The organism is Nocardioides exalbidus (genome assembly GCF_900105585.1).
GTDB classification, from domain to species: Bacteria; Actinomycetota; Actinomycetes; order Propionibacteriales; family Nocardioidaceae; genus Nocardioides; species Nocardioides exalbidus.
The window spans coordinates 1,883,495-1,906,032 of record NZ_FNRT01000002.1; the positions used below are offsets into that span (position 1 = coordinate 1,883,495).

The 22,538-nt window shown below is 72.9% G+C and carries 20 protein-coding genes; 14 read left to right on the forward strand and 6 right to left on the reverse strand.

The window, feature by feature from the left end; all coding sequences use genetic code 11:
* Window positions 1-25: 25 nt before the first annotated feature.
* Window positions 26-817, reverse strand: a complete 792-nt coding sequence (locus BLV76_RS09325) for an SDR family NAD(P)-dependent oxidoreductase (RefSeq protein ID WP_090968883.1) — start codon at window positions 815-817, stop codon at window positions 26-28.
* Between the two features lie 121 nt (window positions 818-938).
* Here BLV76_RS09325 and BLV76_RS09330 point away from each other — a divergent pair, with 121 nt between their 5' ends.
* Together BLV76_RS09330 and BLV76_RS09335 are read left to right on the forward strand one after the other, a co-directional pair.
* The gene (locus BLV76_RS09330) at window positions 939-1,436 is read left to right on the forward strand and encodes a MarR family winged helix-turn-helix transcriptional regulator (protein WP_245734609.1); all 498 of its coding nucleotides are present in this window, start codon (window positions 939-941) and stop codon (window positions 1,434-1,436) included.
* A gap of 143 nt (window positions 1,437-1,579) precedes the next feature.
* Window positions 1,580-2,056: a GtrA family protein gene (locus BLV76_RS09335; protein WP_175539620.1), complete on the forward strand. Its 477-nt coding sequence runs from the start codon at window positions 1,580-1,582 to the stop codon at window positions 2,054-2,056.
* On the opposite strand, the gene BLV76_RS09340 is transcribed toward BLV76_RS09335, so the two are convergent.
* Window positions 2,053-2,358 carry a hypothetical protein gene (locus tag BLV76_RS09340; RefSeq protein ID WP_090968885.1) on the reverse strand — a complete coding sequence of 102 codons (306 nt, stop codon included), beginning with the start codon at window positions 2,356-2,358 and terminating at the stop codon, window positions 2,053-2,055. The genes BLV76_RS09335 and BLV76_RS09340 overlap by 4 nt on opposite strands.
* Before the next feature lie 173 nt (window positions 2,359-2,531).
* Here BLV76_RS09340 and BLV76_RS09345 point away from each other — a divergent pair, with 173 nt between their 5' ends.
* The 4 genes from BLV76_RS09345 to BLV76_RS09360 are packed head-to-tail and all read left to right on the forward strand — an operon-like array spanning window position 2,532 to window position 6,636.
* Window positions 2,532-3,158 (forward strand): alpha-ketoglutarate-dependent dioxygenase AlkB, encoded by a 627-nt coding sequence (locus BLV76_RS09345; RefSeq protein WP_090968886.1) that lies wholly within the window; start codon window positions 2,532-2,534, stop codon window positions 3,156-3,158.
* Between the two features lie 18 nt (window positions 3,159-3,176).
* The gene (locus BLV76_RS09350; RefSeq protein ID WP_245734610.1) at window positions 3,177-3,344 is read left to right on the forward strand and encodes an NAD(P)-binding domain-containing protein; all 168 of its coding nucleotides are present in this window, start codon (window positions 3,177-3,179) and stop codon (window positions 3,342-3,344) included.
* Window positions 3,345-3,358: 14 nt separating this feature from the next.
* On the forward strand, window positions 3,359-5,896 hold the full coding sequence (locus BLV76_RS09355) for a bifunctional FO biosynthesis protein CofGH (RefSeq protein ID WP_090968887.1): 2,538 nt from the start codon (window positions 3,359-3,361) through the stop codon (window positions 5,894-5,896).
* Window positions 5,893-6,636: a hypothetical protein gene (locus BLV76_RS09360; RefSeq protein ID WP_090968888.1), complete on the forward strand. Its 744-nt coding sequence runs from the start codon at window positions 5,893-5,895 to the stop codon at window positions 6,634-6,636. Before BLV76_RS09355 ends, BLV76_RS09360 begins: the two co-directional genes overlap by 4 nt.
* Here BLV76_RS09360 and BLV76_RS09365 read toward each other — a convergent pair.
* Window positions 6,529-8,721, reverse strand: coding sequence for an MMPL family transporter (locus BLV76_RS09365; protein ID WP_090968889.1), 2,193 nt, complete (start codon window positions 8,719-8,721; stop codon window positions 6,529-6,531). The genes BLV76_RS09360 and BLV76_RS09365 overlap by 108 nt on opposite strands.
* A 65-nt stretch (window positions 8,722-8,786) precedes the next feature.
* Entirely contained in the window at window positions 8,787-9,368 is a 582-nt protein-coding gene (locus BLV76_RS09370; protein ID WP_090968890.1) for a TetR/AcrR family transcriptional regulator, read from the reverse strand.
* A gap of 102 nt (window positions 9,369-9,470) precedes the next feature.
* Between BLV76_RS09370 and BLV76_RS09375 the strand changes: the two genes are divergently transcribed.
* The 3 genes from BLV76_RS09375 to BLV76_RS09385 all read left to right on the forward strand — a co-directional run bounded on the left by BLV76_RS09375 (window position 9,471) and on the right by BLV76_RS09385 (window position 13,159).
* Window positions 9,471-10,490 carry an NADPH:quinone reductase gene (locus BLV76_RS09375; protein WP_090968891.1) on the forward strand — a complete coding sequence of 340 codons (1,020 nt, stop codon included), beginning with the start codon at window positions 9,471-9,473 and terminating at the stop codon, window positions 10,488-10,490.
* A gap of 238 nt (window positions 10,491-10,728) precedes the next feature.
* Window positions 10,729-12,108 (forward strand): L-serine ammonia-lyase, encoded by a 1,380-nt coding sequence (locus tag BLV76_RS09380; protein ID WP_090968892.1) that lies wholly within the window; start codon window positions 10,729-10,731, stop codon window positions 12,106-12,108.
* Between the two features lie 25 nt (window positions 12,109-12,133).
* Complete coding sequence (locus BLV76_RS09385; RefSeq protein ID WP_245734611.1) at window positions 12,134-13,159, forward strand: serine/threonine-protein kinase; 1,026 nt, start codon at window positions 12,134-12,136, stop codon at window positions 13,157-13,159.
* A gap of 10 nt (window positions 13,160-13,169) precedes the next feature.
* On the opposite strand, the gene BLV76_RS09390 is transcribed toward BLV76_RS09385, so the two are convergent.
* Window positions 13,170-15,182 (reverse strand): vWA domain-containing protein, encoded by a 2,013-nt coding sequence (locus BLV76_RS09390; RefSeq protein WP_090968893.1) that lies wholly within the window; start codon window positions 15,180-15,182, stop codon window positions 13,170-13,172.
* 77 nt (window positions 15,183-15,259) lie between these two features.
* On the opposite strand from BLV76_RS09390, the gene BLV76_RS09395 reads away from it, so the two are divergent.
* A complete protein-coding gene (locus BLV76_RS09395) occupies window positions 15,260-15,760 on the forward strand; it encodes a hypothetical protein (protein WP_090968894.1) in 501 nt (166 codons plus the stop codon).
* A gap of 3 nt (window positions 15,761-15,763) precedes the next feature.
* Here the strand turns inward: BLV76_RS09395 and ilvA are convergent, their stop codons facing one another.
* Window positions 15,764-17,035 carry a threonine ammonia-lyase IlvA gene (gene ilvA / locus BLV76_RS09400; RefSeq protein ID WP_245734612.1) on the reverse strand — a complete coding sequence of 424 codons (1,272 nt, stop codon included), beginning with the start codon at window positions 17,033-17,035 and terminating at the stop codon, window positions 15,764-15,766.
* A 145-nt stretch (window positions 17,036-17,180) separates the two neighbouring features.
* On the opposite strand from ilvA, the gene BLV76_RS09405 reads away from it, so the two are divergent.
* The 4 genes from BLV76_RS09405 to BLV76_RS09420 all read left to right on the forward strand — a co-directional run bounded on the left by BLV76_RS09405 (window position 17,181) and on the right by BLV76_RS09420 (window position 22,523).
* Window positions 17,181-17,846, forward strand: coding sequence for a response regulator transcription factor (locus BLV76_RS09405; RefSeq protein ID WP_175539621.1), 666 nt, complete (start codon window positions 17,181-17,183; stop codon window positions 17,844-17,846).
* Between the two features lie 39 nt (window positions 17,847-17,885).
* The gene (locus tag BLV76_RS09410; protein ID WP_090968897.1) at window positions 17,886-20,117 is read left to right on the forward strand and encodes an aminotransferase class III-fold pyridoxal phosphate-dependent enzyme; all 2,232 of its coding nucleotides are present in this window, start codon (window positions 17,886-17,888) and stop codon (window positions 20,115-20,117) included.
* Window positions 20,118-20,178: 61 nt separating this feature from the next.
* Window positions 20,179-20,874 (forward strand): response regulator transcription factor, encoded by a 696-nt coding sequence (locus BLV76_RS09415; protein WP_217630303.1) that lies wholly within the window; start codon window positions 20,179-20,181, stop codon window positions 20,872-20,874.
* Window positions 20,871-22,523: a sensor histidine kinase gene (locus BLV76_RS09420; protein WP_139306534.1), complete on the forward strand. Its 1,653-nt coding sequence runs from the start codon at window positions 20,871-20,873 to the stop codon at window positions 22,521-22,523. The genes BLV76_RS09415 and BLV76_RS09420 overlap by 4 nt, the downstream gene beginning before the upstream one ends.
* Window positions 22,524-22,538: the final 15 nt, after the last annotated feature.

Sequence of the window (22,538 nt, forward strand, 5' to 3'; positions counted from 1 at the left end):
GGAGTCTTCTGCACTCGGAGAGGCGTCACAGGATTCCGGTCAGCGTGCCGCCGTCGGCTCGCAGGGCCGCACCGTTGATCGCGGCTGACACCGGGCTGGCGAGGTACACCGCGAGGCTGGCTATCTCGCTCGGCTCGATGAATCGCTGGATGAGCGAGGTCTGGTTGGCGCCGATGATGGCGGCCTTCATCGCGTCCGTGGCCACACCTTGCTGTGCGGCGACGTGGCTCACCGCGGCCGACACGCCGTCGGAGAAGGTGGGGCCACCGAGGATGGAGTTGACGGTGACGTCGGTCCCCGTGGTGAGCTTGGCGAGGCCGTTGCCGAGGCCCAACATCGCAGCCTTCGTCACTCCGTAGTGGATCATGTTCGCCGGGACGTTCACCCCGGACTCGCTGTTGACGAAGATGATCCGGCCACGCCCCCTGGCCAGCATCGAGTCGAGCAGGTGTCGGGAGAGCCGGACGCCGCTCATCACGTTGACCTCGAAGTAGCGGTTCCACTCGGCGTCGGACGTCTCCGCGAAGGGGTTCAGGCCGAACAGTCCGACGTTGTTGACCAGGATGTCGACGTGGTCGAGCTGCCCGAGGAGCGCCTCGACCGACTCCGGTCGGGCGAAGTCGGCAGCGATTCCGTGCACATCGCCGACGGGGTCGGCGTGGCGAAGCAGGTCGACGGTGTCGGCGACTCGCGCCTCGTTGCGACCGTTCACGATGACGGACGCTCCTTCGTCGAGCAGGGCCTTCGCGATCGCGTAGCCGATTCCCTGGGTCGATCCACTGATGAAGGCCGTCGCGCCCTCCAGCTGCAAGTCCATGTCGTGCCGTTCTCTCGGGTGCGGCCCGTGCCGCGCGTATGACTTTCCTGAGCAAGTGAATGACCACTGTCGTTCGCTTGCCTGAGAAAGTCAAAGTCGTGCTCGCGGCTAGACTGTGGCCGTGAACGCAACCACCGAGGGGCGCGGTCTTGCGGGAGAGGATCTCGCCGCGTGGTCGGCCTTCGCGACGGTGCTGGAGTGGCTCCCCGCCGCCCTTGACGCTCAGCTGACCAGAGACTCGGGTCTCACGCACTTCGAGTACGGCGTCCTGTTCGCGCTGTCGGGCGCGCGCGACCGTACGCTGCGCATGAGCCAGCTCGCGGGCTACGCCAACAGCACCCTCTCGCGGCTCTCGAGGGCGGTCGCCCGCCTCGAGGGGAGGGGCTGGGTGCACCGGACTCCCGATCCCGCCGACGGTCGGTACACGTTGGCGATCCTGACCGAGGCGGGAGTGGACAAGGTGGCGGAAGCCGGACCCGGACACGCCGACCTCGTCCGCCGCCTCGTCCTGGATGCGCTCACTTCCACCCAGGTGAGGCAGCTGCGTGCGATCAGCGAGCGCATTGCCTCCGCGGTGAGGGGTGAGCCCGGCTGGTCGCCCGACAACCACGACCGGTGAGAGCGAGGTCAGGAGATCGTCACTCGGCGCTCGATGGTGCGGATAGCGACGGGGGGAATAGTCCCCGGTCGCCGGTGTTCAGCCTTGGTGTGCGTGTCACTGACCCTTCCCCCGCGGCCGTGACGCGAGGACCCGTTCCGTCGGTGCGCGATGTCGGACCTGCCTCGAGCCTCGTCGGCAGTCGTCACCAGCGCGTGCTGGCCGAGCTGGGGCGCTTCCTCACGGTGGGCGGCGTGGCCACGGTCGTCGCCTTCATCCTCTTCAACGGGCTGGTGCACGGCTGGGGTGCCGGTGGCCCTGCGCTCCTCCGCGACCGACCGGTCCTCGCGTACGTCCTGGCCAACACCGTGGGCATGGTGATCAGCTACCGCGGCGCCAGGAGCTGGGCCTTCAGGGACCGCCCGCCGCGCCAGGCGGACGGCGGCCGGGTGGCGTACGTGCTCATCAACCTGGTCACCATGTCGCTGCCCGTCGCGTGCCTGGTCATCAGTCGCGACGTGCTGGGTCTCGACGACCCGGTGTCGGACAACATCGCGGCCAACGTCATCGGACTCGTGCTCGGACTCGGTGCGCGGTTCTACCTCTTCCGCCGATTCGTCTTCCGTCGGCCGCTCGGCTAGCGCAGGCCCCAGGCGAGGCGGAACTCGTCGGGTGCCATCGTGTCGAGCTGGCGGCGCAGGATGCCCATCAGCTCGGCCGCAGCCTCCGCACCGCCCACGGGAAGTCGCAGCTCGAGCGCGCCGTCGCTGCGCAGCCTCACCACGACGTATCCCTCGCCGGTCAGCTCGAACCGTCCACCCGTGGTCGCGCACCAGAGGTCGAGCGCGCCGGCGACGAGCCGGCCCCACCGGCGCGTGTGCCGGGGCTCGAGCCCGAGGAGGTAGACCTCCGCGGCCGAGAGGGGCTCGAGGGTGGACGTCATCACTCGAGCCTAGGCGGTCGGAGGGAAGGGCGACCCGGGCCGATGTGACGCCTGGTACGGCCGTCGCTCGCCCAGGGGCTGGTCACCAGCACTCGGGACGACGATCGTGCGACAGATGCGGGAGGCGGTCCGCATCGCGTGCGGTGTCGGTGGCGGCTGGTAGGTGTGGGGTCGTGACCGACGCAGCTCTGCCGTTGTTCGGCGAGGCCGGGCGCCCGGACGTCCCGGGTGTCGACGAGAGCTTCGCGACCGCTCATCGCGTGAGGCTCGACGGGCACTCGTGGGTCGAGCACGTGCCGGGCTGGTTCACGGGCGCCGACAGCCTCTTCGACGAGCTGCTCGGAGGCGGGGCATGGGAGCAGCGCCGCCGGTGGATGTACGGCGAGATGGTGGTCGAGCCGAGGCTGACGGTGCAGTACGACGACCTGGCGACCGCGCCGGTGCTCCTGCAGCAGGCGGCGCAGGCACTCAGCTCGCACTACGGCGTGACCTACGACCACCTGTGGGTCAACCTCTACCGCGACCATCGCGACAGCACGGGATGGCACGGGGACGGCGCCTCGACGCGCAGACGCGAGTGCGTGGTGCCTGTCCTGAGCCTCGGCGCGAGTCGCCGGTTCCTGGTCAGGCCGACGGGTGGAGGTCCCAGCTCGACGTTCCGCCCGCTCGCCGGCGACTTGCTCGTGATGGGCGGGCGCTGCCAGTCGGACTTCCGACACTGCGTCCCCAAGCAGGTTTCGCCGACCGGTCCACGCATCAGCGTCAACTTCGCAGCGTCGAGCCAGGGCCGTGCCGACTGACGTGCTCAGCAGGTGGTGATGGAGCTGGCCCGGGTGGTGACCGGCCGGGCCGGGGTGGACGCCGGTAGGCTCCGACTGGCCCGGCAGCTCGAGCCTCTGACCGCCGTGCTGATCTCGATCAACAAGGCCTACAAGATCCACGCGGGCATCCGCGTCGCGGGCCTGCCCGGATCGACCCCTGCCTGACGACCCGGAGACTGATGAACGGCGACGAGGCGACACCGACCGACCGACAGGTACGCCGCGCCCTGGTGCGCGCCGAGCGCGGAGCGGCGCTGGACGTGGTGGAGGCGACGGCGCTCCTGGCGGCACGCGGCGAGGACCTCGACCGGTTGGCCGTGGTCGCCGCGCGGGTGCGCGACGCGGGCCTGGTGGCGGCCGGCCGGCCGGGCACGGTGACGTACTCGCCCAAGGTCTTCATCCCGGTGACCCGGCTGTGCCGGGACCGGTGCCACTACTGCACGTTCGTGGAGACGCCGGGGCACGCGGCGCGGGAGGGGCGGGCGCCGTACCTCTCGCCCGACGAGATTCTCGACATCGCCCGTCGGGGCGCCGAGGTGGGCTGCCTGGAGGCGCTGTTCACCCTCGGCGACCGGCCCGAGGACCGGTGGCCGGAGGCGCAGGAGTGGCTCGACGAGCAGGGCTACGACTCGACGCTGGCCTACGTCCGCGCGATGGCGGTGCGGGTGCTGGAGGAGACCGGGCTGCTGCCCCACCTGAACCCGGGCGTCATGTCGTGGGAGGAGATGACGCGGCTCAAGCCGGTCTCGCCATCCATGGGGATGATGCTCGAGACGACCTCGCGGCGGCTCTTCGAGACCAGGGGCGAGGCGCACTTCGGCTCGCCCGACAAGGACCCCGACGTCCGCCTGCGGGTGCTCGAGGACGCGGGACGGCTCTCGGTGCCGTTCACCTCGGGCCTGCTCGTCGGCATCGGGGAGACGCTGGTCGAGCGGGCCGAGACGATCTTCGCGCTGCGGGCGGTGTCGCGTCGCTACGGCGGGCTGCAGGAGGTCATCGTCCAGAACTTCCGGGCCAAGCCCGACACCGCGATGCGCCGTGTCGACGACCTCGGCCTGGACGACTACCGCGCGGCCATCGCCGTCACCCGGGTCGTGCTGGGGCCGAAGGCCCGGATCCAGGCGCCGCCCAACCTCACCGACCTCTCCGAGTGCCAGGCCCTCCTCGCCGCCGGCGTCGACGACTGGGGAGGGGTCTCGCCACTGACGCCCGACCACGTGAACCCCGAGCGGCCCTGGCCCTCCCTCGAGCGACTGCGCTCGATCACCGCGCAGGCCGGGCTGGAGCTCCGGGCGCGGCTGACGGTGCACCCGGAGTACGTCGTGGGCTCGCTGCAGCACGGTGAGGCGTGGCTCGATCCGCGGGTGGCGGCGCACGTCGCGGCGCTCGCCGGCCCCGACGGGCTCGCGCGCGAGGGCGTACGACCCACGGGCCTGCCGTGGCAGGCACCCGACGGCGGCCTGTCCGCCCAGGGACGCACGGACCTGCATGCCTCCATCGACACCGAGGGCCGCACCCACGACCGGCGCGCGGACTTCGACAGCGTCTACGGCGACTGGGACGAGCTGCGGGACAGGGTCTCCGCTTCGGCTCCGTCGGTGGCGCTCGCGGGCGACGGCTGGGCCGCGCTCCGAGCAGCCGAGGCCGACCCGGCCGGGCTCTCCGACCCGCAGGCGCTCGAGCTGATGACCGCCGAGGGCGAGCTCCTCGACGCGGTGTGCCGGCTGGCCGACGACCTGCGTCGCGACGTGGTCGGCGACGATGTGACCTACGTCGTCAACCGCAACATCAACTTCACCAACGTCTGCTACGTCGGGTGCAGGTTCTGCGCATTCGCGCAACGCCGCACGGACGCCGACGCCTACTCCCTCTCCCTGGACCAGGTCGCCGACCGGGCGGCCGAGGCGTGGGACCTCGGCGCGACCGAGGTCTGCATGCAGGGCGGGATCGACCCGGAGCTGCCCGGCACGGCCTACTTCGACCTCGCTGCTGCGGTGAAGGCCCGGGTGCCGGAGATGCACGTGCACGCCTTCTCCCCGATGGAGGTCGTCAACGGCTCGAACCGCACGGGGCTCTCGATCGAGGACTTCCTCATCAAGGCCCGCGAGTCCGGGCTCGGGTCGATCCCCGGCACCGCCGCGGAGATCCTCGACGACGACGTGCGCTGGATCCTCACCAAGGGCAAGCTCCCCACCCGGACGTGGATCGACGTCGTCACCACGGCGCACCGCGTCGGGCTGCCGTCGAGCTCGACGATGATGTACGGCCACGTCGACAACCCGCGGCACTGGGTGGGCCACCTGCGGGTCCTGCGCGGCATCCAGGACGAGACCGGCGGCTTCACCGAGTTCGTCCCGCTGCCCTTCGTGCACACGAGCTCGCCGATCTACCTCGCCGGTGTGGCGCGGCCGGGTCCGACGATGCGCGACAACCTCGCGGTGCACGCGATGGGTCGGATCATGCTCCACGGCTCGATCCGCAACATCCAGACCTCCTGGGTCAAGCTCGGCGTCGACGGCACCCGCGCGATGCTCCGCGCCGGCGCGAACGACGTCGGCGGCACGCTGATGGAGGAGACCATCTCGCGCATGGCCGGCTCCGAGCACGGCAGTGCCAAGACCATCGCCGACCTGCAGGACATCGGCGCGGGGATCGGCCGCCCGGTGCGCGAGCGCACCACCACCTACGGCACCCCGGGCGTGCGGGAGGCGGGATGAGCCGGGTCAGCGCGTCCGGCCGCGACGTCTCGGTCGTCGTGCTCGCCAAGGACACGTCGGTCGCCAAGACGAGGCTGCGCGACGAACGGTCCCGCACCCAGCGGCTCGCTCTCGAGATGGCGGTGCACACCCTCGGGACCGCGGTGGAAGCGACGCGTGCGGGGTCGGTCTTCGTCGTGACGAGCGACCCCGAGCTCACGTCCTGGGCGGCCCGCAACGACGTCGTGGTGGTGGGCGAGGGCCGGCCGATCGGCATGAACGCGGCCGCCGCGCTCGGCAGCCGCCGCGCCCTGGCGACGCACCCGCACCTGCCCGTCGCGGTCATGGTCGCCGACCTGCCCGAGCTGGCGGCGAGCGACCTACGCCTCGTCGTCGACGAGCACCTCGAGCGCCGGATGCCCCTCGTCGTCGCGGACCACCACGGCGACGGCACCACCTGCCTGGTGCACGGCACTCGCACGCGGCCCGGGTTCGGCTTCGGACGAGGCTCCGCGGAGGCGCACCGGCGGCTCGGCTACGTCGCGGCCCAGCGGCCCCTCCGGGGACTGCGTCGCGACCTCGACCCCCCGACGACGTGCGACAGGTCGCGGGAGCGCCGTGGGTGGAGGCGGCCCTCGCCTGACGGCGTCGCGTCACCGACCGCGTCGCCCCGACGACCTGCCGGCGGAGTGCCGCGGGTCGACGTACCCCGGGCTCCCCAGGTGCCGCGGCTCGGAGGGACGGAGCAAGAGCGCGCGTGACAGGACGCGCGGGATGGTCCAGTTCGCGCGCCCGAGCACGCCGACGAGGGCCGGGGCCAGCAGGCCCCGGACGATGACGGCGTCGATCGCGATGCCGAGCGCCAGGGCCGTGGCCAGCACCTTCACCTCGACGGTCGGGACCGTGGAGAGGGCGATGAAGGCGAAGAACAGGATCAGGGCGGCGGAGGTGACGAGTCGTCCCGTGTTGGCGATCCCCTCCACGACGGCCCGATCGGTGGCCTCGCGCTCGGTGGCGGCACCCGCGGTCGAGTCGGCGGAGGCGGCCATCAGGGCGTCGTACTCCTCGCGCATGCGGGACAGGATGAAGACCTCGTAGTCCATCGAGAGCCCGAAGAGGAAGGCGAATGCCGCGATCGGCACCCAGATCGTGACGGCCCCGGTCGCCGTCCGGTCGAAGAGGAGCTCGGTGCCGTGCCCGTCCTGCCAGATGAGGACGGTGACCCCGTAGGCCGCGGCCAAGGACAGCGCGTTGAGCGCCAGCGCCTTGAGGGGAAGCCAGAACGACCGCAGCGCGCGGGCGAGGAGCAGGAAGGTCACGACGGCGACGCCGAGCACCACCCAGCCCGCCTTGCCGTAGACGGCCGAGATGAAGTCCGCGTCCTCGGCCGGAGTGCCACCGACGGCGACGCCGAGGTCGTCGGCCTCGTCCCGGACGCGCTGCAGGGTGGCGCGTCCGGTGTCGCTGGTGGGGTCGGTGTCGGTCCAGACCTGGAGCAGCGACTGCCCGTCCGCCGACCACTCCTGCCCCGGAGGCGCGACGACCGCGGCGACCCCGTCGAGGCCCGTCAGCTGCTCGACGGCACCCTGCGCGTCTCCCTCGGGGGCGAGGACCTCCGTCGGACGTACGACGCCCGCGGGCACGCCGTCGGCGACCGCGTCGACGAGCGCGCGCGAGGCCGCCGAGCCGTTGGCCAGGCCGCTGAGCTGCGCGGTGCCGAGCGTGAGGCCGAGCACGGGAGCAGCCAGCGCGAGGAGCACGACCACGGAGCCGACGACGGTCAGCCATCGCCGGCGCAGCACGCCGGTCGCGATCGCTGCCCACAGCCGGCTCCGCGTCACCGCGGGCTTGCGGCGCGGCCAGTTCATGCGCGGACCCACCGCGCTGAGCAGGGCCGGCACGAGGGTGAGGGACACGGCGACGCTGAAGAGCGGGATCAGGAGGCCACCGAGCCCGATGCTCCGCAGGAACGGGATCGGCACCAGCACGAGTGCCGCGAGGGACACCGCCACGGTGACGCCGCTGAACACCACCGACCGGCCGGCGGTCGCCATGGCCGCGCGGATCGCCTCGTCGTTGTCGACCCCCTTGGCCGACTCCTCGCGCCACCTCGTCACGACGAGGAGGGAGTAGTCGATGGCCACGCCGAGACCGATGAGTGCGATGAGGTACTCCACGACGGCCGAGACGTCGGTCAGGTGGGTGAGGCCCAGCAGGGCCAGGAAGGTGCCCAGGATGGAGACCGCGGCCACCAGCAGGGGCAGCCCGGCGAGCAGCGAACCGAAGACGAGCGCCAGCACGACGAGCGCGCCGATCCCGCCGATCAGCACCTCGACGATCAGCCCGCGGTCGTCGCCGCCACCTTCCTCGAGCACCGAGAAGCCCGTCAGCGTGACCGTCGTGCCATCACCGGACGCGGCCTCCGCGACCTGCTCGAGCGCGGGCTGCGCCTCGGCGTACGACTCGGGGCCGGGCGTGAGCGGTGCATAGGCCACGACCACCGCCGAGTCGGCATCGGTGGCCAGGACGTCGGCGCCGTCATCACCGGGGGAGACCGTGCGGGTGCCCGGGACCGCCGAGCGGACCTCCTGGGCCACCTCGTCGGCGCGCGAGGCCGCGTCGTCGCCCTCGACCACGAGGAGCAGGGGGTCGGTGAGCCCACCGTTGCCGAACTCGTCGACGATGCGTTGGTTGGTCTCGTAGGCCGGCTGCCCGGGGAGGTCGAAGTCGAAGGTCAGGCGGTCGACGGTCGTGGACGCCGTCGCTCCGCCGGCGATCGCGATCGCGAGCCAGGCCACGGCGACGATCACGCGGTGCCGCAGCACCGCGGCGGTCAGACGGTTCATCGATCCGTGCTCCTCCGTCGACTGCCCCGGACCCTCGACGCTAGGCCTGCGGTCCCGTCATCGGCTCACCCTGACGTGGGGGCGAAGGCGCGCGCCACGATCGTGCGGAGGACCGCCCGCCGGCGGTCGTGCTCGGGGACCGCGTCGTCGGCCGTTGCGGCGAAGGTCGTGCTGGCCGGTGACCACGTCATCGACAGGGCGATCACCGTGCCGAAGACCTCGGCAGGGGACAGCGTCGGATCGACGAGACCGTCCTCCTGGGCCGCCGCGATGGCGGCGAGCTTCTCGGGCTCGCGGGGCATCGGCTCGGGGGTCAGCGGGCCGGACGGCCGGCGCTCGAGCCGGGTCCACGTCGCGAGCCGGATCACCCAGGGCTCGTCGAGGTAGTGGTCGTAGAGGCGTACGGCGTAGCCCGGCAGGTCGGCCGCGTCGATCGGGACCGCGTCGACGATCGACACCAGTGCGTCGTCGAGGACGGCGTCGAAGAGGGCGTCCTTGTTGCCGAAGTAGGAGTAGAGCTGGGCCTTGTTGGCCTGCGCACGCTCCGCGATCCGGTCCACGCGTGCGCCGGCGAAGCCGAACTCGGCGAACTCCACCCGGGCGGCCTCGAGGATGCGCGCCCGCGTCGCCGCCCCCTTCTCTCCCATGGCGCCGAGCCTAACGAACCGGTTGGTTCGCCCCTCGGCATAGGCAGCGGGGCTTCTGTGTTGTGATCGAGCGACAGGTCCTCCCGACGGAAAGAAGACGTGATGCGTGCTGTGGTCTACACCGAGCGAGGCGACTCCTCCGTGCTCGAGCTGGTCGAGCGGGAGGTCCCGGAGCCGGGACCGGGGGAGGTCCGGGTGCGGATCGTGCGGGCCGGCGTGAACCCGACGGACTGGAAGTTCCGCGCCGGAGGCATGGGCGAGCTCGCCTTCCCGGAGATCGTCCCCGGCCAGGACGGCAGCGGCGTCGTCGACGCCGTGGGACCCGGGGTCGACCTGGCGGTCGGTGACCGCGTGTGGACGATGCTCGCCCAGCACCAGCGGCCCGGCGGCACCGCGCAGGAGCAGGTCGTCCTCCCGGTGGCCAACGTGACCGTCCTGCCGGACTCGGCGTCGTACGACGTCGGCGCGTCGCTGGGCGTCCCCGCGGTCACCGCCCACCGTGCCCTGACGACCTCCGAGGACGGCCCGTCGCGGCTCGCGCCCGGCGCCCTGGACGGGCTGACCGTGCTCGTCGCCGGTGGTGCGGGCGCGGTCGGCAACGCGGCCATCCAGCTCGCGCGCTGGGCGGGTGCGACCGTCATCAGCACGGTCAGCAGCGCCTCGAAGGGCGAGCTCGCCACGGCCGCCGGCGCGCACCACGTCGTCGACTACACCGCCGGGGACACGGTCGCCGCGATCCGTGAGCTCGCGACCGACGGGGTCGACCTCGTCGTCGAGGTCGCGCCCGCGCAGAACATCCGCCTCGACCTGCAGGTCATCAAGCCGCGCGCGACGATCGCGATCTACGCCAACAACGGCGGCGACGAGGTGGCGCTCAGCATCCGCGAGACGTTCTCGACCAACGCGCGCTTCCAGTGGGTGCTGCTCTACACCGTCGGCCAGGCCGCGCTCACGGCCGCGGCCGAGGACATCACCGCCGCGCTGGCCGACGGCGCCTTCGGCGTCGGCGACGACCACGGGCTGCCGCTCCACCGCTTCCCGCTCGAGCGGACCGCCGACGCCCACGCCGCCGTCGAGGACGGTGCGGTGGGCAAGGTGCTGATCGACGTGTCGGAGGCCTGAGCGGCACCGGGTCGGTCGCAGAACTGCGGCCGTACGACGTCCTGGATCCGTCCCGAGGTGTCGCGCGGCCGCAGTCCTTCCGGGAGCCGAGTGCGATCTCGAGTGTCGGTCGCCGGTTGTGTCATGAGCAACCCGCATCGCTGAACGCAACAACCGCTTGTGCCCGCGCCTCCGCGGCCCCATCATCGGGGGTGTCGCCGACAACGACGTCGGTGACGCCTCTCGATGAGGGAGCGCCATGACCATCAGCGTGTTCGACCTCTTCAAGGTCGGCATCGGCCCGTCGAGCTCGCACACCGTCGGGCCGATGAAGGCTGCGTTCCTCTTCGCCGACGGCCTGCTCGCCGACGGCCTGCTCGACGACGTCGCGCACGTGCGGGTGGAGCTCTTCGGCTCGCTCGGTGCCACGGGCCACGGGCACGGCAGCGTGAAGGCCGTCGTGCTCGGGCTGGCCGGGGAGCAGCCGCACCTCGTCGACCCGGTCGCGGCCGACCCGATGGTGGCCGAGGTCCGCGAGACCGGCGAGCTCCTGCTGGCGGGCAAGCACCGGATCGCCTTCGCGGCCGACGACGACGTCGTCATGCACCGCCGCAAGCGGCTCGAGTTCCACACCAACGGCATGGTCTTCCTCGCGACCGACGCCAGTGGCGCGGACGTCCGCCGCCGTGAGTACTACTCCGTCGGCGGCGGCTTCGTGCTCGACGAGGACGACGTCGGCAACCCGGTCCTGGTCCAGGACGCGACGCCGGTGCCCTACGACTTCCACACCGCCGACCAGCTCCTCGCCATGACCCGCGAGACCGGCCTCCGGATCAGCGACCTGATGCTCGCCAACGAGCTCGTGCGCCGCAGCGAGGACGACGTACGGTCCGAGCTGCTCGCCATCTGGGGCGTGATGCAGGAGTGCGTGGCGCGCGGCGCCGCCACGACCGGCGTGCTGCCGGGCGGGCTGAAGGTCAGGCGTCGCGCGGCCGAGCTGAAGACCCGGCTCGAGGCCGAGGCGGCGACCGGCATCCCCGACCCGCTCGGGGCGATGGAGTGGGTGACGCTCTACGCGCTCGCGGTCAACGAGGAGAACGCGGCCGGCGGCCGGATCGTGACGGCGCCGACCAACGGCGCGGCCGGCATCGTCCCGGCGGTGCTGCTCTACTACCACCACTACGTCCCCGGTGCGGACGAGGACGGCATCGTCCGGTTCCTGCTGACCGCGGCTGCCGTGGGCCTGCTCTTCAAGGAGAACGCCTCGATCTCCGGGGCCGAGGTCGGTTGCCAGGGCGAGGTCGGCTCCGCGTGCTCGATGGCCGCCGCCGGCCTGGCCGAGGTGCTGGGCGGCTCGCCCGAGCAGGTCGAGAACGCCGCCGAGATCGGCATCGAGCACAACCTCGGGCTGACCTGCGACCCGATCGGCGGGCTCGTGCAGATCCCCTGCATCGAGCGCAACGCGGTCGCCTCGATCAAGGCGATCACCGCCGCGCGGATGGCGGTGCGCGGCGACGGCGCCCACTTCGTCTCGCTCGACAAGGCGATCAAGACGATGCGCGACACCGGCCGCGACATGAAGGACAAGTACAAGGAGACCGCCCGCGGCGGCCTCGCCCTCAACGTCGTCGAGTGCTGAGCCGGCACCGGCTACGGTGACCGGCGTGGGGGAGGTCTTCGCCGGGCGCTTCGAGCTGCTCGAGCCGATCGCGGACGGCGGCATGGGATCGGTGTGGGTCGTGCGCGACCTCCGCGACCAGCAGGCCTACGCCGGCAAGCTCCTGCGGCAGTCGGACTCGGCGTCATTGGTGCGCTTCATGCGCGAGCAGGCCACCCGCATCGACCACCGCCACGTCGTCACGCCCTTGTCGTGGGCGGGCGAGGACGACCGCGTGCTCTTCACGATGCCGCTCGTCCGCGGCGGCTCGGTCGCCACGCTGCTCGGTGACCACGGGGCCCTCCCCGCGATGTGGGTGCGCGAGCTCCTCGTGCAGCTGCTCGACGCGCTCGAGGCGGTCCATGCCGCGGGTGTGGTCCACCGCGACGTGAAGCCCGCCAACCTGCTGCTCCACGCGACCGGGACCGATCGACCGCACCTGCTCCTGACCGACTTCGGGATCTCGGCGCGACTCGACGATCCCAGGCTCACGCACGCGAGCCAGGTGATCGGGTCGCCCGGCTACATGGCGCCCGAGCAGCTGGCCGGGGCCGATCCCGCCGTGGCGCAGGACGTCTACGGCGCGGGCATGGTCGGCCTCGAGATGCTCACCGGCGTGCGTCCGCCCCACACGCGGGACGCCGTCGGGACGGCGGTCGGCGCCCAGCCCAGTCTCCGGCCGCTCGCCGACCTCTTGCTCGACGCGGTGCAGCACGAGTCCACAGCCCGGCCGGCGTCGGCTGCGCGGCTGCGCGAGCAGCTCGTCGCGCTCGACCTCTCCGCCACCCCCGGCCCCGTCGAGCCGGTGGTCGTCCTCGACCAGCTCGAGGAGCTGGCGCCCGAGGCCACCCGCGTACGCCCGCGCGCGACCCGCCCCGATGGCGACGCCGTCGAGGAGGACGCCGCCGTCACCGGTACGCCGTCCGCGCCGGGCGAGGGGCCGAGCGACGACCGTCGGGGCCTGGTCGCCGTGCTCCTCCTGGTCGTCGCGGCCGCGTGCCTGCTCGGTGCCGCCTGGCTGGTGCTGGCCTGACGGCCGGGCCTCAGGCGCGGCGGCGACCCCGCAGCAGGGCGAGGGCGACGCCCACGCATCCGAGGGCGACAGCGCACAGGCCGCCGGCGGCGACCAGCGTGAGGGTGGAGACGCCGCCCGGGTCGTCGGAGGCCGACCTCTCGGCCCCGTCTGCCCCGTCGCGCTCGTCCGTGCCCGACGTCTCCGACGGGTCCGCCGGTTCCGACGGGTCCGCGGTCTCCTCGGTCGTCGTGACGGGCTCGCCCAGCGGCCCGTCGCCGCCGGTCAGCAGCGCCTGCCCGTCGGCGTAGTCCGGCACTCCGGACTCCTCACCACGCACCTGGAGGTCGATCCGGAAGGGCATCTCGAAGGACCGGTCGAGGTAGTCGGCGTCGGCGGCGTAGACGAGGTAGTAGTAGCCGGGGAGGCTGGTGCTCAGGGTCGAGGAGCTGGCGCGGTTGTTGTAGCGGACCTGCGGTGTCTGGACGCCGAGCACGTCCGAGCCGGACCCGGCGGCGAAGCCGGTGGTCTTGATGCCGTCGCCGCTCATCGTCACCTGCCCGCGCATCGGGCTGTAGACGTGGAGCGAGCCGAACGGCCCCTGCAAGCCGACCTCGTCGCGCAGTGCGGGGCCGGCCGGGGGCACGAGCACCCGTGCGCTCAGCGTCTGGCCGTAGGCCAGCTCGACCCGGAACGCCTGCGTCTCGCCCGGCACGATGGTGCCCCGGTAGGCACCGTCGGTGAGCACCGGTGCGGTGGCGAAGGAGTCGCCGCCGTCGACCCGGCCCGGCTTGCCGGTGACGTCGGGCGGGTCGAGCACCAGGCCGTTCCAGTCGTCGGCCTCCGGGAGCGAGGTGCCGTCGACCGGCGGCTCCTCGGCGACCTGGAGGCTGAAGGGCGCCTTGCCGCGGCCGAGGTTGCCGAGCGAGCGGGAGACCGAGATGAGGACCTCGTCGGAGGTCGCGCAGTCGTCGTTGCCCTGGGTGCCGGCCGCCACCTCCGCACCGAGGAGCTCGGAGGAGATGATGTTCTTGAAGCCGCTGTCGGTTCCGCAGGGGATGCCGACCGGCGTGCTGGTCGCCAGCTGCACCGTGTCCCACTCCTCGGGGTTCCCGCCGAGGCTGGCGATCCCGACGCGCACCGTCGAGCCGGGCATCGTGCGGTTGTAGGAGAACCACCGCTCGGCGGTCCTCGACGTGGTGCCGACGGTGTCGCTCCACAGCCCGACCTCCACCGGAGTGGGATTGGCCGAGTCGCCTCCCGCCAGCGGGGTGCCGTCGAGCGCGAACGGCCGGAGGGCCCGGTCGGTCGCGGTCTGGAGGCTCTCCACGATGTCGTCCGCGTCGTCCGCGTCGTAGTAGGTGCCGTTGCCCTTCGCTGCCACGCAGCGCAGCTGGGCGCGTGCCTTCGCGTCGACGCTGAGCCCCACGACGTCGATCTGGAGGTCGATCCCCTGCTGGGCCAGCTCGCCGGCCACGACGCAGGGGTCGGGCTCGCACGTCGCGATTCCGTCGGAGACCAGCACGATCGACCGCGTCGACTCGCCGCCGATGTCACGTGCCGCCTGCCGCAGGGCATAGCCGATCGGCGTCTCGCCGTAGGGCTCGTACTGCTGGAGCGCCGAGCGGAGCTCGTCGCGGTTGTCGGTGGCGGGGTCCACGACCAGCTGGGAGTCGGTGCACGCGCCCTTCTGGTCACGTGAGAACACCTGAGCCCCGTAGACCCGCAGGCCGACGTAGGCGTCGTCGGGCAGGCCGTCGACGATCGTCCCGAGGGCCCGCTTCGCGGCCTCGATCTTCGTGCCTCCCGATCCGGCGGGCTCGGCCATCGACCCGGAGGAGTCGAGGACCAGGACCATCCGGGCGTAGTCGGTGTCCGTGTCGGTGCCTGTCTCCGTGCTCGTCGTCTCGTCCGGGCTCCCGGCGTGGGCCGGGGCCGTCGCGACGACTGCGAGGGACAGCGCGACCGCAGCCAGTGCGGCCAGGGCCGCGACGAGCGTGGCCAGGGGCGGGGTCGCCCGGTGATCGTCCTGCATCCGCGTCATGGTGAGAACCTCCTGCGACCCGTCTACCCAGCGTTAGCAATCGCAAACATACTATGTGCGTGCGTTACGATCCCGGCATGGTTGCACAGTCGGAGAGCCGCCGGCGCCAGCAGGAGCTCTACGGCGCGGCCATCGGCGACGTCCTCGACCGCGTCACCTCAACCCTCGGCCTCAGCCAGGCAGCCGTCGCGCGCACCATCGGGGTGTCGGCCCCGATGCTCTCGCAGCTCGCCAGTGGTCGGCGTACGACGATCGGGAACCCGCTCGCGGTGCAGCGGCTGCGTGCGCTGGTGGAGCTGTCGGACGAGGTGGTGGCGGGCCTGGCCCACAGCGAGGTCGCGGTGCGGCTCGAGGAGATCGGCCGCCAGGACTCGACGACCCTGACCGGACCGTCGGCGCGACCCACGGGCGACCCGTCGACGGCCCAGCTGCTGCGGGCCGTCGCGTCGGGGCAGGACCTGCTGCGGGCGGCCGACCTGCTCGCCGCCGAGCACCCCGCGCTGGCCGAGCTGATCCGGGTGCACGGCACGGGCTCGCCGGACGAGGTCCGCCAGCACCTCGACGGTTTGCTGCGGTAGGGCCTACTGCACGAAGCGGAAGAGCGGGCTCGACGGCTCGACCAGCTCGACGCGCAGCGCGGAGTCGGCCATCCGCTTCATCAGCGGCTCGTAGTCCTCGCGCCGCTGGAGCTCCACGCCGACCAGTGCCGGGCCGGTCTCGCGGTTGGAGCGCTTGACGTACTCGAAGAGCGTGATGTCGTCGTCGGGGCCGAGGACCTCGTCGAGGAAGCGCCGCAGCGCGCCCGGCTCCTGCGGGAAGTCGACGAGGAAGTAGTGCTTGAGCCCCTCCTGCACGAGCGCGCGCTCGACGACCTCGGCGTAGCGGCTGACGTCGTTGTTGCCGCCGGACAGCACGCACACGACGGTCGAGCCGGGCGCGAGGCCGAGGTCGGCGAGGCGGAGCGCGGCGGGCGCCAGCGCGCCGGCGGGCTCGGCGATGATCCCGTCGGCCTGGTAGAGCGCGAGCATCTCGACGCAGACCAGCCCCTCGGGCACGACGCGCAGGTCGGGACGGTGTCGTCGGACGACGTCGAAGGGGATCGCGCCGACCTTCCGCACGGCCGCGCCGTCCACGAACGGGTCGACGTCGGCGAGGTCGACCGGCCCTCCGGCCTCGACGGCCGCGGTCATCGAGGCCGCGCCCTGCGGCTCGACGCCGATGACGCGCGTCGTCGGCGCGTGCTCGGCGACGTGGGTCAGCACGCCGGCGAGGAGCCCGCCGCCGCCAACGGGTACGACGATCGCGTCCGGCGCCGCGCTGTCCTGGGCCGCCAGCTGCGCGAGCACCTCGGCCGCGATCGTGCCCTGCCCGGCGACGGTCCGGGGATCGTCGAAGGCCGGCACCGGGATCGCGCCGGTCGTCTCGGCGTGGACGCGCGACAGGGCGGCAGCGTCGTCGTACGTGTCACCGTCGACGACCACGTCGACGAAGGACCCGCCGAGGGCCGCGATCCGCTCGCGCTTCTGCCGCGGGGTGGTGCGGGGGAGGTGGATGCGCGCGTGCACGCCGGTGCGGGAGCAGGCGTACGCCACCCCCTGCGCGTGGTTGCCCGCGCTCGCGCACGTGACGCCCGCGGCCCGCTCGTCGTCGCTGAGCTGCGCGATCAGGTTGTAGGCACCGCGGCCCTTGTAGGACCGGACCTCCTGGAGGTCCTCGCGCTTGAGCCAGACGTCGAGGCCGGTGAGCGCGGAGAGCCGCGGCGACCGGTGGAGCGGCGTGCTCCCGGCGACACCGGCCAACCGGGCGGCGGCGTCGTCGATGTCGCGTGCGGTGACCGGGGCTGACTGATCCACCGGTCCATCCTCCCGCACCCGGCGCGGTGTCCCCACGTTGTCCATCGCGAACCGAATCGGTGGTGGGAGATGGATCTTTTGTTGAGGTGGGGTATCGGCATCGTGCTCATGGGGTACTTATGCTGATTTGGTGCACGTACTCATGGTGGAAGACGACAGGGAGCTCGCGGCGTCCCTGACCCACCTGTTCCGTGCAGGCGGGTTCGAGGCCGCGGTGGTCACCAACGGCCAGGAGGCGATCGCCCACGTCGAGTCGACCGAGGTCGACCTGCTCATCCTCGACCTGATGCTGCCCGACATGGACGGCGTCGACGTGTGCCGCTCGCTGCGCACGCTGGGCTTCACCGGCGGCATCGTCATCATGTCGGCGCGCAGCGACGAGCTCGACGTCGTCGCCGGTCTCGACGCGGGCGCCGACGACTACCTCGTCAAGCCGTGCTCCATCGCCGAGCTGCAGTCACGTGTGCGGTCGGTGCTGCGACGGATCCACCGGCACTACGACGCCACGGCCCAGGGCCTGGCCGAGCACCCGCAGCTCGAGGTCGTCGACCACCACATCGTCTTCGGGGGCGAGGAGATCGCGACCCACGGTCGCGAGTTCGACGTGCTCTCCCTCCTGATCGCCCAGCGCGGGCGCGTCGTCCTCCGCGAGACGCTGATGGACAAGGTGTGGGGCACCGACTGGGAGGGCTCGCCGATGGTGCTCTCCGCCGCCGTCGGCCGGATCCGCAACCGGCTCGAGGCCGTCGAGGCCACCGAGCAGGTCGAGAACGTCCGCGGCGTCGGCTTCCGCCTCTCCCCGGCGGAGTAGCCCGCCCGCTCGCCCGTCGAGCACTGCCATGATGCGCGGGTGATCGACGACGTGATGGCCGAGCCGGCGCCGGTGCTGTCCGCTGCGCGCGTCACCACCCTGGTCGCCGACCTGTGGGGCGTCCCCGTCACGAGCGTCCGGCCGCTGTCCAGCGAGCGCGACCTCAACGTGCTGGTCGACGGCCACGTCCTCAAGGTCTCCAACCCCGCCGAGGACCGGGCGATCGTCGACATGGAGGTCGCGGCGATGGCGCACGTGGCCGCCGTCGACCCCACGCTGCCGATCCCTCGCACCGCGAACTTGATTGACCTCAATCAAGTTCGCGCCATCGCCGACGACCTCGGCCGCCCCTGCCTGGCACGCCTCATCACCACCGTCCCCGGCGACGGGCTCGAGGGGCAGGTCATCACCGAGGACCTGGCCGAGCAGGCCGGAGCGACCGCCGCCCGCGTGGCCCGGGCGCTGGGCGGCTTCTTCCACCCCGCTGCGGGTCAGCGCGACCTCGACTGGGACGTACGCCGCCTCCCGGCCGTCGCCGGTCCGGCGCTCCCCGACGTCGTCGCCCGGGTCGCGCCGGCCCTGGAGCGGTGTGCTGCGCTGCCCGGCGGCATCCACCACGCCGACGTCACGCTCACCAACCTGCTCGTCACCGACGGCAGGGTCACCGGCGTCATCGACTTCGGCGACATGCACCACACGGCCGACGTCGCCGACCTCGCGGTCACGCTGACCTCGGTCCTGCGCAACACCAGCGAGACCCAGGTCTGCTCGCTGTGGGAGCTGGCGGGCGCGACCCTGCGTGGCTACCAGCGGCTGCGTCCGCTCGCGCCCGACGAGGTCGACGTGCTCGGCGAGCTGGTGCTGTCGCGCCTCGCGCTGAGCGCGATCATCTCGGGCCGGCGCGCGAGCGCCCACCCCGGCAACACGGCCTACATCACGCAGTACGACGACGCCGACACCCGCGTGCTGGCCTTGCTGATGGAGCTGTCGCCGGCCGACCTGTCGGCCCGGCTGCACCGGCTCGCCGGGACCGCCCCGGCCACGTGGTCCTCGGTCCGCGCCCGCCGGGACGCGGCGATGGGCGGACCGGTGGCGCCGCTCTTCTACGACGAGCCGCTGGAGATCGTCAGCGGTGCGGGCGCGTGGCTGACCTCGTCGGACGGCACGCGCTACCTCGATGCCTACAACAACGTCGCCGTCGTCGGGCACGCCGACCCGACCGTGGCGAACCGAGTGGCGCGGCAGCTGCGCACCGTCAACACGCACTCGCGCTACCTGCACCCCGAGGTCGTCGAGCTCGCGGAGCGGCTGGTCGCGACCATGCCGCCCGAGCTCGACACCGTGCTCTTCACCACCTCCGGCACCGAGGCCAACGAGGTCGCCTGGCGGCTGGCGACCGAGCGGACCGGCGGGTCGGGCGCGCTGGTCGTCGAGCACAGCTATCACGGCAGCACGAAGTGGATGGCCGACCTGAGCTCCAACGAGTGGCCGCCGGGCCACCAGCCGTCGGCGGTCGGGCGCTTCCACGCGCCGCGCGGCGGTGCCGACCCGTCCGCGTCGATCGCCGACGCCGCCGTGACCCTGGCGGAGCATGGTCATCGACCGGCGCTGCTGCTCGCCGACTCCGGCTTCACCAGCGAGGGCGTCCACGACGCGCCGGCGTCGTACTTCGCGGGGCTGCGCGACGCCGCCCACGCCGCAGGTGCGCTCTTCCTCGCCGACGAGGTGCAGGTGGGCTACGGCCGCACGGGGCCGCTGATGTGGCGCTTCATGCAGTCCCGCGTCGTGCCCGACCTCGTCACGATCGGCAAGCCGATGGGTGCGGGCTACCCGATGGGAGCCGTGATCACGCGGCGCGAGCACGTGGACCGCTTCGCCACGCACTACGAGTACTTCTCCACCTTCGCGGCCACGCCTGCCGCCGCGGCCGCGGGCAACGCCGTGCTCGACGTCCTGTCCGACCGCGCCCTGCCCGCACGCGCACTCGTGACGGGGGAGCACCTGGTCTCCCGCCTGCGGACCCTCGCCGCGTCGACCGACGTCCTCGGGGAGGTGCGGGGAACCGGCCTGGTCGTCGGCGTCGACGTCGTCTCCCGCCCGGTCGCCCGACAGCTGCTCCAGGCGCTGGTGCGCGCGGGTGCGCTGGCCGGCCTCACCGGACCGGGAGGCACCGTCCTCAAGGTCCGCCCGCCCCTGGTCTGGGACGAGAACCACGTCGACCACTTCGTCGCCTGCTTGACGCGAGCGCTGGACCAGGTCGCCGCTGGTTGAGCAGGTCGCGCAGCGACCGTGGCGGGACCGGGGCTCGGCCCCGCCACCTACAGTCACTCCCGTGGCACGCATCCTGGTCGCCGAGGACGACCCCAAGCAGGCGGAGCTCGTCCGGCGCTACGCGGTCGCCGAGGGCCACGACGTGACGGTCGTGGGCGATGGCCGGGAGGCCGTGGACGCGGCGCGGCGCTCCACGCCCGACCTGCTGGTGCTCGACGTGATGATGCCCGGGATGGACGGCCTCGACGTGTGCCGCATCCTGCGCGCCGACGAGGCGACTGAGGCGGTGCCGATCCTCATGCTCACCGCGCGTGCGACCGAGGACGACCTGCTCCACGGCCTCGACCTCGGTGCCGACGACTACCTCACGAAGCCCTACAGCCCCCGCGAGCTGATGGCCCGCGTCCGCTCGCTGCTGCGCCGCCGACGCATCGACGCCGCCGAGGCGGGGCGGTCGGCGGTGACCCTCGGCCCGCTGACCGTGGCCCCCACGACCCACGAGGTGCGCTGGCACGGCGAGGTCGTCACCTGCACGCCCGGCGAGCTGCTCCTGCTGGAGGCGCTCGCCGCCGAGCCGGGCAGGGTGTTCTCCCGGGCCCAGCTCCTCACCCGCCTGCACGGGCACGGCGACGCGGCGCACGTGACGCCCCGCACGGTCGACGTGCACGTCGCCAACCTCCGCAAGAAGCTCGACCCCGGCCTCATCCGCACCGTCCACGGCGTGGGCTACGCCGCCGTCGCCCCGGCCGGCTCGTGAGCGGACCGTCGGCCCGGGTGCCGTGGCGGCGCAGCCTGTTCGTCCGGCTGTTCGCCCTCGCCGCGGTGATCGCGCTGGTCGCCGTCGTCGCGACGACGTGGGCGACGGTCCGCGCCACGTCGGTCGCGGTGCGCGAGAGCCAGGCAGCCTCGCTCGAGGTGGACGCGCGGGCCTACGACGCGCTCGTCGAGTACGCCGCCACCCACCGCGGGTGGGCGGGTGCGGCCGGCCTGGTGGACGAGCTGTCGGCCGAGCTGCGCCGACCGGTCACGGTCACCGACCTCACCGGCACCGTCCTGCTCGACTCCGACGGTCGCGACGCCCCGCGGGCGCCCGCCGACGCCCGTGCCCGGCTCGACGCGCTCGACGTGGACCCGGTGCTGCGCGAGCCGCTCCAGCCGGCGACCGAGCCGGCCGAGGAGCTCGTGGCCCGGCCGTGCGACGCGACCGTCCGCTGCCGGGTCTACGCCGTGGAGCCGACCGGACTGGTCGACAGCCGGGTGTCCGTCGACGCGGCCGACGCGAAGACGGCCGTGGCCGGGCTCCTGCGCGACACCAACCAGTGCCTGCGGACCGCCGGCCTCCGGCGGGCCGACGCCGTGCGGCCCGACTTCGCGGTGCTCGTCGACTACCGCCGCGGCCACGACGCGGTCGCCCAGTGCGCCGAGCAGGCGCGGCGCGACCTGCTCGCGTCGTCCGTCGCACCGCCTGCGCTGCTCTACCTCAGCGCCGACGCGGCCCCGCCCGAGGTGCTGTGGGACCTCTCGCGGGCGAGCCAGGAGCGCATCGGCCTGCTCGCGGGCGGCGTACTCCTCGTGACGCTGCTGCTCTGCGCCCTGCTGGCCGGCAGCATCGTACGGCCGCTGCGGCGGATGGCCACGGCGGCGCAGCAGGCTGGGGAGGGCGACTTGTCGGCCCGTGTGCCCGTCCGCCGGCGTGACGAGGTCGGGGAGGTCGGGGCCGCCTTCAACCGGATGGCCGAGCGACGCCAGGCCGACGACGCCGCGCGCACCCGGCTGACCAGCGACGTGTCGCACGAGCTGCGCACGCCGCTGTCCAACGTGCGTGGCTGGCTCGAGGCCGCGCAGGACGGGCTGGTCGAGACCGACCGCGAGCTGCTCGACAGCCTCCACGAGGAGACGCTCCTCCTGCAGCGGCTGGTCGACGACCTGCGCGACCTGGCCGTCGGTGACGCAGGCGGGCTGGTGCTCGACCTCGAGCCGGTCGACCTGGCGGACCTCGTCGAGCGCACCGTCCAGTCCTTCGGCGGTGTGGCGGAGGCCGCCGGGGTCACGCTGCTCGCGACCGGGGAGCCCGGCTCGGTGGTCGACGCCGACCCGGTGCGGCTGCGTCAGGCGGTCGCCAACCTCGTCGCCAACGCCGTGCGCCACACGCCCTCCGGTGGCACCGTCACCGTCCGCTCCGCCCCCGGCCTCGTCGAGGTCGAGGACACGGGCGAGGGCATCCCGGCGGCCGACCTGCCGCACGTCTTCGACCGGTTCCGCCGCGTCGACCCGTCGCGCAGCCGGGTCACCGGTGGCAGCGGGCTCGGGCTGGCGATCGTGCGCCAGATCGTCGAGGCGCACCGCGGCACCGTGACCCTCGAGAGCGATCCGGGCGTCCGGACCGTCGCGACGATCCGGCTCTGACCGGCGCGTGACAAC

What these genes read in the sequence shown, in the direction of transcription:
- BLV76_RS09325 (WP_090968883.1), bottom strand. Translation starts at nt 817, where the DNA reads ATGGACTTGCAGCTGGAGGGCGCGACGGCCTTCATCAGTGGATCGACC.
- BLV76_RS09340 (WP_090968885.1), bottom strand. Translation starts at nt 2,358, where the DNA reads ATGACGTCCACCCTCGAGCCCCTCTCGGCCGCGGAGGTCTACCTCCTC.
- BLV76_RS09350 (WP_245734610.1), top strand. Translation starts at nt 3,177, where the DNA reads ATGGAGCTGGCCCGGGTGGTGACCGGCCGGGCCGGGGTGGACGCCGGT.
- BLV76_RS09355 (WP_090968887.1), top strand. Translation starts at nt 3,359, where the DNA reads ATGAACGGCGACGAGGCGACACCGACCGACCGACAGGTACGCCGCGCC.
- BLV76_RS09360 (WP_090968888.1), top strand. Translation starts at nt 5,893, where the DNA reads ATGAGCCGGGTCAGCGCGTCCGGCCGCGACGTCTCGGTCGTCGTGCTC.
- BLV76_RS09365 (WP_090968889.1), bottom strand. Translation starts at nt 8,721, where the DNA reads ATGAACCGTCTGACCGCCGCGGTGCTGCGGCACCGCGTGATCGTCGCC.
- BLV76_RS09370 (WP_090968890.1), bottom strand. Translation starts at nt 9,368, where the DNA reads ATGGGAGAGAAGGGGGCGGCGACGCGGGCGCGCATCCTCGAGGCCGCC.
- BLV76_RS09375 (WP_090968891.1), top strand. Translation starts at nt 9,471, where the DNA reads ATGCGTGCTGTGGTCTACACCGAGCGAGGCGACTCCTCCGTGCTCGAG.
- BLV76_RS09380 (WP_090968892.1), top strand. Translation starts at nt 10,729, where the DNA reads ATGACCATCAGCGTGTTCGACCTCTTCAAGGTCGGCATCGGCCCGTCG.
- BLV76_RS09390 (WP_090968893.1), bottom strand. Translation starts at nt 15,182, where the DNA reads ATGACGCGGATGCAGGACGATCACCGGGCGACCCCGCCCCTGGCCACG.
- BLV76_RS09395 (WP_090968894.1), top strand. Translation starts at nt 15,260, where the DNA reads ATGGTTGCACAGTCGGAGAGCCGCCGGCGCCAGCAGGAGCTCTACGGC.